Source organism: Hymenobacter sp. YC55 (assembly GCF_029433095.1).
Taxonomy (GTDB): Bacteria; Bacteroidota; Bacteroidia; order Cytophagales; family Hymenobacteraceae; genus Hymenobacter.
Map to the genome: position 1 here is coordinate 2,764,866 of NZ_JARNTX010000001.1, position 16,276 is coordinate 2,781,141.

Annotated in this window: 7 protein-coding genes; 4 read left to right on the forward strand and 3 right to left on the reverse strand. The window is 57.0% G+C overall.

What is annotated here, in order from left to right; all coding sequences use genetic code 11:
- Positions 1–236: 236 nt before the first annotated feature.
- Positions 237–1,256: an N-acetylmuramoyl-L-alanine amidase gene (locus P1X16_RS11680; protein WP_277228986.1), complete on the forward strand. Its 1,020-nt coding sequence runs from the start codon at positions 237–239 to the stop codon at positions 1,254–1,256.
- A 27-nt stretch (positions 1,257–1,283) separates the two neighbouring features.
- On the opposite strand, the gene msrB is transcribed toward P1X16_RS11680, so the two are convergent.
- Entirely contained in the window at positions 1,284–1,724 is a 441-nt protein-coding gene (gene msrB, locus P1X16_RS11685; protein ID WP_277228988.1) for a peptide-methionine (R)-S-oxide reductase MsrB, read from the reverse strand.
- 287 nt (positions 1,725–2,011) lie between these two features.
- Between msrB and P1X16_RS11690 the strand changes: the two genes are divergently transcribed.
- The 3 genes from P1X16_RS11690 to P1X16_RS11700 all read left to right on the forward strand — a co-directional run bounded on the left by P1X16_RS11690 (position 2,012) and on the right by P1X16_RS11700 (position 9,198).
- Complete coding sequence (locus tag P1X16_RS11690) at positions 2,012–2,818, forward strand: NIPSNAP family protein (protein WP_277228990.1); 807 nt, start codon at positions 2,012–2,014, stop codon at positions 2,816–2,818.
- 341 nt (positions 2,819–3,159) lie between these two features.
- Positions 3,160–5,340 carry a M3 family metallopeptidase gene (locus P1X16_RS11695; protein ID WP_277228992.1) on the forward strand — a complete coding sequence of 727 codons (2,181 nt, stop codon included), beginning with the start codon at positions 3,160–3,162 and terminating at the stop codon, positions 5,338–5,340.
- Between the two features lie 465 nt (positions 5,341–5,805).
- The gene (locus tag P1X16_RS11700) at positions 5,806–9,198 is read left to right on the forward strand and encodes a DEAD/DEAH box helicase (protein ID WP_277228994.1); all 3,393 of its coding nucleotides are present in this window, start codon (positions 5,806–5,808) and stop codon (positions 9,196–9,198) included.
- Positions 9,199–9,290: 92 nt separating this feature from the next.
- On the opposite strand, the gene P1X16_RS11705 is transcribed toward P1X16_RS11700, so the two are convergent.
- Together P1X16_RS11705 and P1X16_RS11710 are read right to left on the reverse strand one after the other, a co-directional pair.
- Positions 9,291–12,398, reverse strand: a complete 3,108-nt coding sequence (locus P1X16_RS11705; RefSeq protein WP_277228996.1) for an SBBP repeat-containing protein — start codon at positions 12,396–12,398, stop codon at positions 9,291–9,293.
- Between the two features lie 438 nt (positions 12,399–12,836).
- Positions 12,837–16,001, reverse strand: a complete 3,165-nt coding sequence (locus P1X16_RS11710; protein WP_277228998.1) for a T9SS type A sorting domain-containing protein — start codon at positions 15,999–16,001, stop codon at positions 12,837–12,839.
- Between the last annotated feature and the right edge of the window lie 275 nt (positions 16,002–16,276).

Below are 16,276 nucleotides of genomic sequence, written 5' to 3' on the forward strand. Positions count from 1 at the left end.
TCTCTGAATTTTATACTTAACTAACCGTTTCGCTCATTGGTCGCAAAACCCTTGCAGAGCCTTAGGAGTAGAGGTACTTTCTTATCTCCGATTGCACAGTTGTACCACATTCAGCCTGAATACTGCTTCCAGCCATGTATTCCGGCTTGTTTTTTAGTACTCTTGTTGTTTAGAACTCCTTGCCTTATTACCGCTACCTAGTTGCTTTGCGAACGGCCTTTCTCTCTCTCCTGCTTTTGCTGGCTTCTGCCCTAGCCTTTAGCCAAACCAAATACCGGCAAGTAGTAGCCCGCCGTGGCGATGGCACCCAAAACTTGTTGCGCCGTTACGGCCTGGACCCAGCCACGTATCTGCGCTCATTCCTGGCTTTGAACCGGGGGGCGCTCGGCAAAAACCAAACGCTGGTTGCGGGCCGCAAATACCGTCTTCCCTCCGTTGTGCGCCGCACAGCCAGCACTACCCGCCCCCTCAAGCCGCGGATAGCTCCCCGCGCCGCCACGGCAGTACCAAACAAGGTGGTATTGCCGCTGACCTCCTTCTTCGGTAAAGCCTACGCCCAAACCCGCCCTTCCGACGGACTGTTGCGGGGCGCGGTCTTCTACCTTTCCTCCGGCCACGGCGGGCCCGACCCTGGAGCCATCGGCAAGTACGGCAGCTACTCGTTGGCCGAAGATGAGTACGCCTACGACGTAACGCTGCGGCTTGCGCGGGTGCTCTACATGCATGGGGCGCTGGTGTACCTTATTATCCGGGACCCCAACGACGGCATCCGCGACCAGCCCGTGCTTCTCCCCGACTACGACGAAGTCACGTACCCGAGCCTGACCATTCCGCGCAGCCAGCTAGCCCGCTTGCGCCAGCGCATCAACGCCGTGAATGCCATCTATCCACGCCATAAGGGTGCTTATCAGCGCTTTCTAGGCTTGCACGTGGATAGCCGCAGCGAAGGCAAAAACATCGACGTGTTCTTCTACCACAACTCCAATAGCGCGGTTGGCAAGCGGCTGGCCCAAAACATTCATAAGATGTTCACGGCTCGCTACAAGCGGGCGCAGCCCAACCGCCCTTACTCCGGCACGGTATCACCGCGCAATTCCTTGTATGTGGTTCGCAACAGCCACGCCCCGGCCGTATTTATGGAGTTAGGCAACATCCGCAACAACAAAGACCAGCGCCGCTTCCTCATCCCCGACAACCGCCAAGCCCTGGCTAACTGGATGTACGAGGGTATTTTGGCAGATTACCGAAATAAATAAACTATAGCGCGAAACCTGAGCTTCGTACTACTGCCTAATCATGCTTTCCGAATTCATGCAGTAGCGCAAGCCGCTTGGCTCCGGGCCGTCCGGGAATACGTGCCCGAGGTGACCGTCGCAAACGTTGCAGAGGGCTTCTATGCGCTGCATGTTGAAGCTTTCGTCGAAGGCATACTTGATGACGTTTTTGGCTAGTGGCTGCGTGAAGCTCGGCCAGCCCGATATGGCGTGGTATTTCTCCGAGGAATTGAATAATAGGCTACCGCAGCCACGGCAGGCGTATACGCCGGGCTCGTAGGAGCGGCAATACGCATTGCGGTAAGGCGACTCGGTTCCTTTCTGGCGCAACACCCGAAACTGCGCGGGCGTCAGGTAGGCCTGCCACTCCGCCTCCGACTTCTCCACCCGGCGCGGCGGCTCGGGGTTGCTGTACTTGGCAAATTTCAAGACATCAATCCAGCGCAACATCAAGGTATATACTCGGGTGTAACCGCAAAGTTACTGCTGGTTATTTCCGTCTTTTCAAGCTGCGGTTGCCCCAACACGTTTACTGCAACAACTCAAATGCTGCTCCTTCTTGATTTGCTTGTAGAGCACAGAGCCTGGAGAAGTAGCGTGGGTTTATAACGTATTGATGAGCTTACGCAGATCTGCAACAGTGAACCTAGCTCATCAGCAAGTAGGAATTTTCTGCTTGCGCATAGAATTTTTGTTAGGTTTAACGCAGAAAATTCCAACCCCTACTCACTTAACTAATGAAGCACTTGCTAGCATCCGAGCGGCCACACAAGGTCGGTTTGCTTTCTTTGATTGTTATGGCGCTGCTGACCTTACAGGTTACTGTAGCCGCCGCTGCTGACAAAGAACTTTATCAGCTCAGGATTTACCATTTAAAAGACAAGCAGCAGGAAGACCGAGTCGATGCTTTTTTGAAGGATGCCTACCTGCCCGCCTTGCACAAGCTTGGCCTTCAGAAAATCGGCGTTTTCAAGCCTATCGGTAATGACACAGCCGCCGACCGCCGGATTATGGTGCTGGTTCCGTTCAAGTCTTACGGCCAGCTCCTGAGTGTGACTGACCGCCTGGAGCAAGACAAAAGCTTTGAGAACAACAGCCAATACTGGACGGCCGCCTATAACAACCCGCCCTACGCGCGCCTCGAAGTTGTTCAGATTCAGTCTATGTCCGATAAGCTGCAGTTGCAGGAGCCGCCTCTGAAAGGCCCACGGGCGGAGCGGGTGTACGAGTTGCGCAGCTATGAAAGCCCTAACGAGAAGATTCACATGAACAAGGTGCAGATGTTTGTGCAAGGCAACGAAATAGGTTTGTTCAAGCGCCTGGGGTTTAATGGCGTGTTCTATGGCCGGGTAATAGCGGGCAGCCACATGCCCAACCTGATGTACATGACTAGCTTCGAAAACAAAGCTGCCCGCGACGAGCACTGGAAAACGTTTGGCTCCGACCCGGAGTGGAAAAAGCTTTCGGCCATGCCCGAGTATCAGAACAACGTTTCCAGAAACCAGCAGACGTTTTTGTACCCCGTCGCATACTCTGATTTTTAAGCCCGATTTTCCGCGGCTGTAACTAAGAAGCCTGCGCTTGGCGCATCGTTTTGCACGACTGGAACCGCGTAGCGGCAACGGCTTCGTCTAACGATGCGTCAAGCGCAGGCTTCTTATTTTTGATTACAACCTCCCTCGTTCTAAGCACGCTTACACCTCTTCCGTAGTGCAGTTCTGGTTGCAAGGAGCCAGTAAGGCTGCGTAGCAAGCACCCCGAATGGAACCCACTGGAGCGAATTGGGCTTAGGTAGTACTTTCACGCTTGCACCATTGCCACAACCTGCTCTTTGCTCATATCCAATCCTACTCCTTTTTCTGGTGGGCGGCTGTTTACCCATGCCTTGCTCGCTTTTACCCTAGCTGCCTACGTGAACCCAACCCCTACTAGTGCCCAAACGGCGTCGGCAGTGGCCGCCGTCCGCCCCGATTCCAACCCCCTGCTAGCTACCTGGGCGGGACCGTATGGAGGCTTCCCGGCTTTCGATAAAGTGCAGGTGTCGCACTTCAAGCCGGCACTGGAAGCAGCTATGGCAGAAAACCTGCAGGAAATTCAAGCTATTGCCAGCAACCCGCAGGCCCCAACTTTCGAGAACACCATTGCGGCCCTAGAGCGGGCTGGCCACTCGCTGGATCGGGTGCAGACGGTGTATGGCGTGTGGTCTGGCACCATGAGCAACCCCGAAGTGCAGGCCGTGCAGCGCGAAATGGCACCCCGTATGGCCGCTTTCGGCGACCAAATCACGCAGAACGAACCGCTTTTCAAGCGCATTGAGGCTGTTTATAACTCGCCCGACAAGAAGAAGCTCACGCCCGAGCAACAGCGCCTCACGTTTGTGTACTACAACAACTTCGTGCGGGCCGGGGCCAAGCTGGATGCCAAGGCCAAAACCCGCCTGTCGGAAATCAACCAGCAACTGGCGGGGCTGTTCACGCGCTTCAGCCAAAACGTGCTGGCCGATGAAACCGACTCAGTACTGGTGCTGAAAACGCCCGCCGACCTGAGTGGCTTGCCCACTTCGTTGCGCGACGATGCGGCCAATACGGCCACCGCCCGCAAGATTACGGCCGCCGGGGTTATCACCAACACCCGCTCGTCCATCGAGCCGTTTCTGACGTATTCCGACCAGCGCAAGCTGCGCGAGAAGGCCTGGCGCATGTTCTACAACCGCGGCGACAACGGTGGCCCGCACGACAACAACGCCCTGATTACTGAAATTCTGCAGCTGCGCGCCGAGCGCGCCAAACTGCTCGGTTACGCCACCCACGCCCACCTGCGCCTCGACAACACCATGGCCAAGACGCCCGAAGCCGCCATGCAACTCATGGAGCAGGTTTGGGCGCCCGCCGTGGCCCGCGTGAAAGAAGAAGTGGCCGACATGCAGGCGCTGGCCAAAAAGGAAGGCGCCAACATCAAAATTGAGCCCTGGGACTACCGTTACTACGCCGAGAAGGTGCGCAAAGCCCGCTACGACCTCGACCAAAACGAGGTGAAGCAGTACTTGCAGCTCGATAAGATGCGCGAAGGCATGTTCTGGGTGGCGGGTGAGCTGTTCAACTTCACCTTCAGCCCCGTCACCGACGTGCCCGTGTACCACCCCGACGTGAAGGTGTGGAAAGTGAAAGACAAGACCAGCGGCAAGCATGTGGGCTTGTGGTACTTCGACCCCTACGCCCGGCCCGGCAAACGCTCCGGCGCCTGGATGAACGCCTACCGCAAGCAGGAGCGCATGAACGGCGAGGTCAGCACCATCGTGTCCAACAACTCCAACTTCGTGAAAGGCAAGGACGGCGCGCCTACGCTCATTTCCTGGACCGACGCTACCACGCTGTTCCACGAGTTCGGCCACGCCCTGCACGGCCTCTCCTCCAACGTAACCTACCCAACTCTCTCGGGTACGAGCGTGGTGCGCGACTACGTGGAATTCCCGTCGCAGGTGCTGGAAAACTGGCTGCCCACGCCGCAGGTGCTTCAGCGCTTCGCGGTGCATTACCAAACCGGCAAGCCCATTCCGCAGGTCTTGGTGGACCGAATTGAAAAGGCCTCGACCTTCAACCAGGGCTTCGAAACCACCGAGTTCTTGGCCAGTGCCCTCATCGATATGAAGCTGCACCTAGCCGGCGACCAAAAGATTGACGCCGACAAATTCGAGCGCGAAACCCTGGCCCAGCTGGGCATGCCGAGCGAGATTGTGATGCGCCACCGCACGCCGCAGTTCAGCCACGTTTTCTCGTCGGACGGCTACTCAGCTGGCTACTACAGCTACCTATGGTCGGTGGTGCTGGCTTCCGATGCCTACGGTGCCTTCACCGAAGCCGGCGGCCCCTACGACAAAGCCGTGGGCCAGCGCCTGACTAAGTACATCTTCTCGGTCGGCAACACCGTAGACCCCGCCGACGCCTACCGCAGCTTCCGCGGCCGCGACCCGAAAATTGATGCCCTGATGCGCGAGCGAGGCTTCCCAATGAAAGGCGCGAAAGCTAACCAACCTGCTACGAAGAAACCAGCTACTAAGAAGAGCTAAGCACTCCTTTTTCCGTAGCAGCCGAAATCGCGCAACCCTACTTAAGAAGCCCTGGTTGCATCAGCAGCCAGGGCTTCTTTGGCTTTGAGAGCTTTGCAGGTGACTATCGGAAACGCGACCGAACAATACCACCGGTCCATCCCGCTTCATCTGGCTTCTGCTTGCCGAAGCTACTCACTTGCTAATCTTACCCCCACCCTCTGTCATCCTGAGCTTGCGAAGGACCTTATGCCTGCACGACGATTGTCTTACCAACGATTTGCTCTCGCGTGAGAAGGTCCTTCGCAAGCTCAGGATGACAGAGGGTGGGGGTAAGATTAGTAAGCGAGTGATGCAAGAAAACAGGAGAAATGCTTAGGTAGCAAATAATGAGCTGGCCTGAAATTTCGCTATTCTCTTTAGCTAAATGTATAAATTCGACTAAAGAGAATAGTTAGCTACCTTTCGGGGCTGCAACTCCTGTTTATGTCGAAGCCAACGGAAACACTGCCTCCGCCCCACGGCGACCTGCATCCGCATCAATACTTCTTGGCAGGGGCCACCATTTCCATGCTGAGTGGCACCGACGTTGCCGGACATTATCCGGCGCTGTTTGTGGCCGACACGCACCTGTTGACAGCTGTTCAGCCCGAAAGTATAACCCTGGATTTTGGCTCGTTTTCCAGTTCGATTCCTCCGGCCGGCCTCCCGAAGTTTCCTAGTGTGGTGGTGGAGCAGCTGCCAGAGGGTTTGCTGCTTTCCTGCGCCTGCGCCGCCCCGAAAACTACGCTGTGCGAGCATCAGGCGCAGGTACTGCTCAGCATATTGCGCCGCAAAGAGCTGCGCGTGTTCTTTGATGCAAGCCAGCGGCGCGCCTTGCTGCTCGCCACGGCCCGCGACTATGGCCTGGAGCACGCCCCCGACCTTGATGCGCATTTTCAGCTAACCTACGTGCGGCCCTCGGTCGTGGTGAGTCCGCGGCAAGCGGGGCTCTACCCGGTTACGGCGGCTACCAAGCAGGAACTAATGGGGCAGTTGCAACCGCAGCGCCGGGGCGGGGCGCCCGCAGCCGTGGAAACGCAGCGGTTTGTGGTGTTTGGCAAACACAAATACTACGGCCACCTCACGATTCAGCTAGCGGAAGCGGCTTTTACCTCGGCCGGCAAAGTCAAGAACCCAGTAACCGTACTTAACCCGCTGGACGACATCTGGAAGATCACCGACGCGGCGGAATTGAAATTCTACACCGGTCTGGCCCGCTTCCAAAACAACTACGACGACACTCGCTCCACGGCAGCCATAGCGGCGCTGCAAGCCGTGCTGCACAACCCTATTGGCCTGCCTATTTTCGGCCATAACCCGGCCGTATCCGACAAGCTTACCGCGCCCTCGCTCGCACGCCTGCGGGTGCGCAGTACGCAGGGTGATTTGCGTTTGTCGGTAACCTTGAAGGGTGAGTTCTACCAACTGGAGGGTCTGCTGGTGTTGCAAGAGCTGCCAGTGGATTTGAAGACGCTGACGGTCCGCTACGAGTATTTTGTGGCGGTGCAGGACGTGCTGTTTCTGATTGAAGACCCCGACATCTGGCGCGTTATCGAGTTTTTCACCAAGCGCAACAACACGCTGCTGATTCACCAAAGCAAGTTTGCGGAGTTTCAGCAGGATGTGCTGGCCAACCTCGAAGACCGGGTCCGCATTAGCTACTCCTACGCCCGGCTCGCGACGCCGCAGCAACTGGTGTCTTACGGTTTTGATCAGGCTCCGCAGAAGCTGCTGTACCTCTCCGATGCCGGGGCACACGTGGAGGTGCTGCCCGTGATGCGCTACGGCACTATGGAAGTGTCCATTTTGTCGCGCAAACAGCTTTTCGCGGTAGATGAGTTGGGCGCCCCCTTTGCCCTGGAGCGCGACGATACGGCAGAACGGCGCTTTGCCATGCTGCTGCTGCGCCACTACCCCGACTTCCAGGAGCAGATGCAGCACGATGTATTGCACGTACCGAAGGCGCTATTCCTGGACGAAGAATGGTTTCTGGCGGCTTTCGAGGACTGGCAAAACGAACAGATTGACATTCTCGGCTTCAACCAGCTCAAGAAAAACGACCTCAACCCCAACCGGGCACGCATCTCGGTGCGCGTTACCGGCGAAACCAACTGGTTCGATACCCAACTGCGGGTGCGCTTTGGCAAGCAGCGCGCCTCGATGCGGCAGTTGCAACAAGCCATTCGCAACAAAAGCCACTACGTGCGCCTTGACGATGGCACCCGCGGCATCTTGCCCCGGGAGTGGCTCGAAAAATTTGCGCACTACTTCGCGGCCGGTTACGTGGTCGAGGAAAGCATCCGTACGCCGAGCATTAACTTTTCGGCCATTCAGGAGCTGTACGACCCCGAAGCTGTGGCCGCCGAAGCGCAAGCCAAACTAGCCATCTACCAGGGCGCCGTGGCCGATTTCAGCGCCATCGAGCCCGTGCCGGTGCCTTCCGATTTGCAGGCCACTATGCGCGAGTACCAGCGGCAGGGCCTGAACTGGCTGAATTTTCTCGACACGTTCAACTTTGGCGGCTGCCTGGCCGACGATATGGGCCTCGGCAAAACGCTGCAAGTGCTGGCCTTTATCCTGCTTCAGCGCGCCAAGGGCCACTCCGCTGCCAACCTAGTGGTCGTCCCGACTTCGTTGGTGTTCAACTGGCAAGCCGAGGTGCGGAAGTTTGCGCCCTCGCTGCGCGTACACGTGCAGCATGGCGCCGCCCGCAGCTTAACCCTGCGGGATTTCAACGCCTTCGACATCGTGCTAACCACCTACAACACGATGGTTTCGGATATTCGGCAGCTGAAAGAGTATTGCTTCAACTACGTTTTCCTCGACGAATCCCAAGCCATCAAAAATCCGGATTCGCAGCGCTACAAGGCGGCCTGCTTGCTGCAAGCCCGCAACCGGGTGGTGCTTACGGGCACGCCGGTCGAGAACAATACGTTCGATTTGTACGGGCAGCTTTCCTTTGCCTGCCCTGGCTTACTCGGCAGCAAGCAGCACTTCAACGACATCTATGGCAGCCCCATCGACAAGTTCAAGGACGACAAGAAGGCGCGGGCGCTGCAACGCAAAATCAGCCCTTTTCTGCTGCGCCGCACCAAAGCCCAGGTGGCCCGCGAGCTACCCGACAAAACCGAAATGGTGCTCTACTGCGAAATGGGCGCCGAGCAGCGCCGCGTGTACGAGGCCTGCAAAAAAGACTACCACGACCTGCTGATGGGCATTAACGAGGAAAACCTGCCCAAAAGCAGCATGCACATTCTGCAAGGCCTCACCAAGCTGCGCCAGATCTGCAACTCCCCCGCCCTGCTCCCCGACGAAGCCAACTACGGCCAGCAATCCACCAAGCTGGACGCCTTGCTCGAAGAAATCCGCAACAAAGCTCCGCAGCACAAAATCCTGGTTTTCTCGCAGTTCGTGACCATGCTCGACCTAATTAAGCACGAACTCGAAACCCACAATATTCCCTTCGAGTACCTAACCGGCCAAACGAAAAACCGCGCCGCTACCGTCAATAACTTTCAGCAAAACGAAGCCGTGCGCGTGTTCCTGGTGAGTTTGAAAGCTGGCGGCACCGGCCTCAACCTCACCGAAGCAGACTACGTGTACCTCGTGGACCCGTGGTGGAACCCCGCCGTGGAAAACCAAGCCATCGACCGTAGCCACCGCATCGGGCAGGACAAGAAAGTAGTAGCCGTGCGCCTGATCTGCCCCGATACCATTGAAGAGAAAATCATGAAGCTACAGGACGCCAAGCGCGAGCTAGCCGACGGCCTCATCAAAACGGACACCGGTTTCATCAAGTCCCTAACCCAACAGGAACTGCTGGACTTGTTTAGTTAAGGCACAGAGGCCGGGGTTGGCAGCGTGCGCCTACACAGAAAGCGTCCTCAGACTAGAGCTGAGGACGCTTTTCAATTGCAGAACTGACTAGGCTACTGCGTGACCAACAAGCGCACGGTTTCACGCTGACCATCGACGAGCAAGGAGCAAGTGTACAAGCCAGCAGGTAGCTTCCAGCTATGGAGTGGCAGCTCGTAGAACTGGCCCTTGTGCACGGTGCCCTCGTACAAGATGGCCATCTGCTGACCCAGCTGATTGTAAACCACCACCTGCGCTCTTCCCCCCTGCACCGGCCGGAAGCTCACTGACGCTAGGCCGGCTGCCGGGTTGGGATACACCGCCAGCTCCTGCACATTGCTTCGGGAGGCGGCCAGGGCTGGACGGGCAGTTGCTAAAACGGCTGCCGAGGCGGGGCGGCTCGATTGGCTGTATTTGATGGTGAGATAGTCGGGGTCGGAAGGATTGGCAAACGTGGTACCGGCCACGTACACGCTGCCCGCCGCATCCACGACCACCCGAACCGGCCGGTTGCTGCTAATGCTGGGGCTGTTGTCGCTGGTTTTCCATAGCACTTGGCCACTAGATCCAGCGTATTTGATGGTATTGTAGTCGGTGCTGCCGTCAACGGATATGCCGGTCACGTACACGTCGCCAGCCGCGTCTAGGGCCATATCAACGGCCTGATCTGTGGTGTTACCAGGTCCGTTGAAGACCTGCCAGAGTCGGTGGCCGGTGGCTCCGTCGCACTTAGCTGTCACCCAAACACCCTGGCTAACGTTAGCGTCGAGGTAGCCCGTACCGGTTACTAACACATTACCGACGGCATCTATGGCTAAAGCAGTGCCGTCGGCAAAGTATTGGGCAGTCCAGAGAAGTTCGCCACCAGGCGAATACTTAAGCGTGCTGGAGCCCGTCACGTACACATTGCCCACCGCATCTACGGCTATTGCCGTGAGTTTGTCTTCCCGCAGGGGGTCGTTGTAGCGGGCTATCCACTGCTGTTGGCCGTTCGGCGAGTACTTGATGGTGATGCATTCTATCCTATTGAATTGTTCTGAATAAGAAATGCCGGTTACGTACGCGTTGCCCGCCACATCCAAGGTTAAGCTCGATGGTATATCGTTGCGGGCGCTTACGTGCCTCATTGCCCAGAGCCGCTCACCGGTAGGCGAGTATTTAATGGTAGCGTAATCGTAACCTGTTGTAATACCCATAACCGAGGCCCCGGTCACGTAGGCATTGCCGGCCGCATCGACAGCCAAGTCCGTTACATAATTGCCACGGTTAATACCCCCCGGAAAGTAGCGTCTAACCCAGAGCTGCTGCCCGCTAGCGCCGTCGTATTTAATGGTAGTGTATTCGTAATTGAAGCTGCCGGCTATGTACACATTGCCCGCCGCGTCGACATCAACGGCCAACGAATTATTACTTATAAATCCGGAAGCATAGCGCGCCTCCCAGAGCTTCTGCCCACTAGCCGAGTACTTAACAGTGGCGTAGTAGCTGCTGCCAACGGTTGTTGGAGGATGTCCCGTCACCACCACATTGCCGGCCGCATCCACCGCCATATCTGTGGCTTGGATTGCATGGCTGATCGTTTGAGCACTAGTGTAGCGGGCTTCCCAGAGCTGCTGGCCGCTGGCGGCGGCATACTTGAGCGTGGCATAGTCAGCATCGATGCTGCTGGTGTTGGAGATGCCCGTGACCACCACATTGCCCCCCGCATCGACGGCCAAGCTTACGGCCTGCTCGTCACCCGCCGTTGCCCCGCTGTAGCGGCTGGCCCACAGCGGCTGCCCGCTGGCTCCGGCATACTTTACCGTGGCATACTCGCTCTGGCCAGCGCTGTTATAGGAGCGTCCCGTCACGGCCACGTTGCCCGCCGCATCCACTACCACGTCTTTGGCTTCCTCGTAGCTGCTGTCAGACCCATTGTAGCGCGCCTGCCACAGCGGCTGCCCGCTAGCGGCTTCGTACATGAGCGTGACGTAGTCCCAGTTGCCACCGCCCACGTCGGCAAAGCCCGTCACGGCCACGTTGCCCGCGGCATCCACAGCCACTCCTGTAGCTTCGTCGTAGCTGTTGCCCGCCCCGTTGTAGCGTGCCGCCCACAGTTGCTGCCCACTGCTCGAGTAGCGCACGGTGGCATAGTCGTAGCTGCTACCATTGTCCGACGTACCCGTCACCACGACGTTGCCGGCCGCGTCCACGGCCAGGTCGCGCACCAGGTCATAGCCGCTGGCCGGGCCATTGTAGCGTGCCACCCACAGGGGCTGCCCGCCAGCGGTAGAGTACTTCAGGGTCAGGTAGTCGCCTTGGTTGCCCGCGTAGGCATTGCCCGTCACGTACACGTTGCCACTCGTATCCACGGCCAGCGTGGTGGGCAGCTCGTCGCTGGCCCCGCTGCCACTGTAGCGCGTAGTCCAGAGTTGGGCTCCCACCGATGAGTATTTCACCGTCACGTAGTCGTAGCTGGTGGTAGGGCCGTTGTAGGAGGCCCCCGTTACCAGCACGTTGCCCGCTGCATCCACGGCCAGGCTCGTGGCTAGGTCGTCGCTGTTGGCGGCCCCATCGTAGCGCGCGGCCCATAGCTGCTGCCCACTGGCCCCGTCGTACTTGACCGTGGCGTAGTCATAATTGGTGCCGTTGTAGGAACTGCCCGTTACGTACACATTGCCCGCTGTATCTACGGCAATGGCTTTGGCTACCTCGTCGCCATTAGCTGATCCACTGTAGCGCGCCTCCCACCGCTTTGCTCCTTCAGCAGAATACTTAATTGTGAGGTAGTCGTAGCTGACATGGTTGCTGGCATCTTGAAAAGAATAGCCGGTTACATACACATTGCCCACCGCATCCACAGCAGTGCCAGTAGCGACGTCGTAGCTGTTGTCGGGCGTAGTGTAGCGCGCCACCCATTGCTCGCTCACCGCGCCCGAAGCTTGCGCTTGGCTACCCGTTGCGCCCAGGCGAACAGCTCGTGATGCCCGAGATGTTGCTGAAACAGGCAACTTGGGTAGTTGAGTAGCGGATGCCTTTCCGGTGGAGGGCAAGGCGTGGCGCAGAGCCGAGGCCGGCAACGCAGTCGGTTGCGTTAAGCCACTAGGAACACCGGGAAAATCAATTGCTTGGGCCTGCGTAAATAGGCTATGCAGAAGCAAGCCTGCCACCAACGGCAGCAAGTGGGTAAACATGTGTTTCATAGCGAAAAGGATGGAAAAAGGGAAGAAAGGCTATTAGCTATTTAGCAACAGAGTCTAACTCTCACATCTCGTCTTATATCTCGAAGCTGAAGCCTACTTACCCCCTTCCGCCCCGCTCACAACTCCACCCAGCGCCTCGATTCATACAGCCGAGTTATATAGCAACAGCGCGTTAGGTGGATATAAAGTAATAAAAACCAGGAACTCAAAACAGCGTTTCGTTATAAATACAGTTTTCCTATATGCATTGAAATATTAGTTGTTCCAGCCGTACGACATAGCGGCTGTTCTCCCTAGTAAAACCGACTATGCTTAGAATGGAAATTGGCCAGCACCTTTTACGCAGAAACAAGCAGTCATGGCAAGGATGCGGTTATTGCCTACAAAAAAGCGCCTCTGGACGTATTCCAGAGGCGCTTTTGCAGAATTAATAGTAGTCTAGTGTCCGATCAGCACGCGCACGGTTTCGCGCTGTCCATTGACGAGCAAGGAACAAGTGTACAAGCCCGGGGCCAGCTTCTCACTGCGGAGTGACAGTTCATAGTGCTGGCCTTGGCGCACCTTACCTTCATAGAGCGTGGCTACTTGCTGGCCGAGTTGGTTGTAGACCTGCACTTGCGCCGCCCCATCCTGCACCGGCCGGAAGCTAACGGTAGTTGGGCCAGTGGTCGGGTTGGGATACACGGCTAACTCCTGCACGTTCTTGCCAGGAGCGTCTAGGGCTAGTGGCGCTCTGGCAGCCACTACCGGAACTGCTCCCGCTAAGGCTACCGGCCCTGTGTTGATGCTAACCCGACCGTATTTGAGGGTGGCAAAGTCGTAGCCGGTGCCGCTGCCGAGCGAGTAGCCGGTCACGTACACGTTGTTGCTGGCGTCTGCGGCTATAGCCACTGCTTCATCGTAGCTGTTGCCCGACCCGTTGTAGCGCTCCTCCCACAGCAGCCGACTCGTGGTGGTATTCGGGTTAGGATTGGAATCATACTCAATTGTAGCATAGTCATTGGTGCCGGCGCTGTTGTACGACAAACCCGTGACATAAACATTGCCCGCTGCGTTGACGGCGACGGCCTTGGCTTCGTCGTAACTGTTGGCGGGGCCATCGTAGCGGTTATTCCAGATAAGTTGACCGTTGCTGCCGGAGTAGCGCACAGTGCTATAGTCGGCGCTGGGGCCACCATACGACGTGCCCGCTACCACCACGTCGCCTTGGCTAGTAACGGCCAAGTCGGCCACTACATCATCTCCATTGGCTGGGTCATTATACCGACTCGCCCAGCTCTGGAAGCCGTCAAATACTCCGTATCGGATGGTCGCAAAGTCGTAGCCCGTGCTAGTGCCACCGTAGGAGGTGCCCGTCACGGCGACATTGTTTAACGACACGACAACAATCTTGGCGGCCTCATCATAGCCATTGCCAGTGCCATTGTAGATTTTTTCCCACTGCTGCTGGCCCGTAGTGTCATACTTGAGGGTGGCGTAGTCGCTTTGCGAACTGGTGTAGGTTGTACCCGTCACGTACACGTTGCCTTCATTGTCTACTCCTAGGTCGGCAGCCAGATCGAAGCTGTTGGCGGGCCCGTTGTAACGAGTAGCCCAGAGCTGTTGGCCGTTGGTAGTATACTTGAGGGTGGCATAGTCATAGCTGCTGGTGCTGCCGTTGTCGGAAGAGCCGGTCACGTACACGTTGCCGGCGGCATCTACCTTTACCTTGGCCGCTAAGTCATAGCCATTGGCCGGGCCATTATAGCGCGTCACCCACAGTTGCTGGCCCGTGGGCGAGTATTTGACGGTGGCATAGTCGCTCTCGGTAGCACTATAGCTCGTGCCGCTCACGTACACGTTGCCTGCGGCATCTACCACCACATTGGTGGGCAAATCCTCGTTGTCAGCCGGGCCGTTGTAGCGCGCTTGCCACTGTAGCTGGCCACTGGCGTTGTACTTTACCGTGGCATAGTCGTAGTTGCGCCCGTTGTAGGCGTAGCCCGTCACGTACACGTTGCCCGAAGCATCCGTCGCCACATCCTTGGCTACTTCCGCGCTGCTGCCTGTGCCCGTAAAACGCGCTTCCCACACCTGCTGCACTTTAAATTGAGCGTACTTGACGGTGGTGAAATTGCCGGTGAAGACGCCGCTGAAAAGAGACGTTCCCGTTACGTATACATTGCCGGTTGCATCAACGGCGAGGTCTGCCACCTCATCTATGCCATTCCGAGGACCGCCGACACTGTTGTAGCGCGTGTCCCACACCTGCTGCCCACTGGCCCCGGCATACTTCACGGTGAGGAAGTCGGTGGGGACGCTGGCCAGGGGTTGTGTATTCCCGGTCACGTACACATTGCCCGCCCCATCCAGGACCAAGCGCCGAACCACGTCTATGCTGTAGCCAGGAATATCAGTGCCTACTGTATTATAGACAGCTGCCCAGAGCTGTTGTCCGGTAGTTGAAAACTTCACCGTTGCGTAGTCGGTAGAGCCATTGCTGCTGCGGTAAGCATTGCCGGTGATGTACACGTTGCCCGCGGCATCGACCGCCGCATCGACCATCTCGTCTCGGCCGTTGGAGGAGTTGTTGTAGCGCGCTTCCCACAACTGCTGACCCGTAGCTCCGTCGTACTTGCGTGCTACATAATCCGTATTGCCGCTGCCCCCATCCACAGTGCCAGTTATGTACACTTGGCCGGCGGCATCCAAGTCAATGGCTCCTCCTGGCCCAGGCGTGTTCCAAAGTTGTTGCCCTGTGGCGGTGTATTTGGTGATGCCGTTACTCCTACTCACGTAGACGTTGTCGGCCGCGTCGAGCGCTAGATCCCCACCAGGCGCCGTCCAGAGTTGCTGCCCATCGGGCGAGTACTTAACCGTAGTGGTGCCTTCCACATACACGTTGCCGGCTTTATCAAGCATCACTTCTGCTGTCCGGTCATTGCTGTCACCCGGTTCGCTGTAAGCGGCGGCCCATAGTTGCTGGCCGCTAGCCGAGTACTTTATCGTAGCATAGTTGGAAGTGGTAGATGCCTCCGTGAAGGTGTAGCCGGTCACGTAGACGTTGCCATTGGCATCCACCTTTACATCCGTAGGCTGGTTACTGCCCGATCTTGGCGCCACGTTATAACGTGCTATCCACTGCTGTTGGCCGCTGGCCGAGTATTTGATGGTGATAAAGTCCTGCCCTGAGGCCAGTTCAAGACGAGGCCCATAGCCAAGCACATAAAAGTTGCCGGCAGCGTCCACGGTCACCCCTACAGCCCGGTCAATTTGGCCACGCGGCCCCCGATAGGTAAATACTCCTGCTTGGATTACCCTTTCGTTTACCAGCGCCGACTCTTGGGCAGTGCGCATTGGGGCAGCGAGTGACGACAGCCGCTTCGTTTGGGGGCGTTGATGGAGCTGCGCTACTTGCGCTACCCCACCCGATGCCTTGGCAGCAACCAACGACTGAAGCAAAGCCGGAGCACCTGGAGGCAGTGCTTGTACACGAGATAGAACTGGAATTGGCCGCTGTGCCTTGACAGTCGGGGCGACTGGGGTAGTTTGCGCGTAAGTAGCTGGCATTTGAGCCAGCAACCCGGATGCCAGTGGCAGCATGCGCGTAAAAAAGTGTTTCATGCAATGAGGGATAAAAATTGAGGGATATAAGAGGGGAAATGACAAGTTTTACTTACAAAGAGCATCACAAAAAAGGGGGCTTCTGCCTCAAACACTACCTTTCCAGCTATTTAACTTAGTTTGCTCATAGCTAGCTATTTACACGTCTCTATCAGCACCTGGTTTAAGGCAAAAGATCAATAAATAGTCGGTAAAATTCTATACATAATTTGGGACACAATTCCTTGTAAAGACACCGCATAGAATAGCCGTTCCCCTTACCTAATCAACTGCCA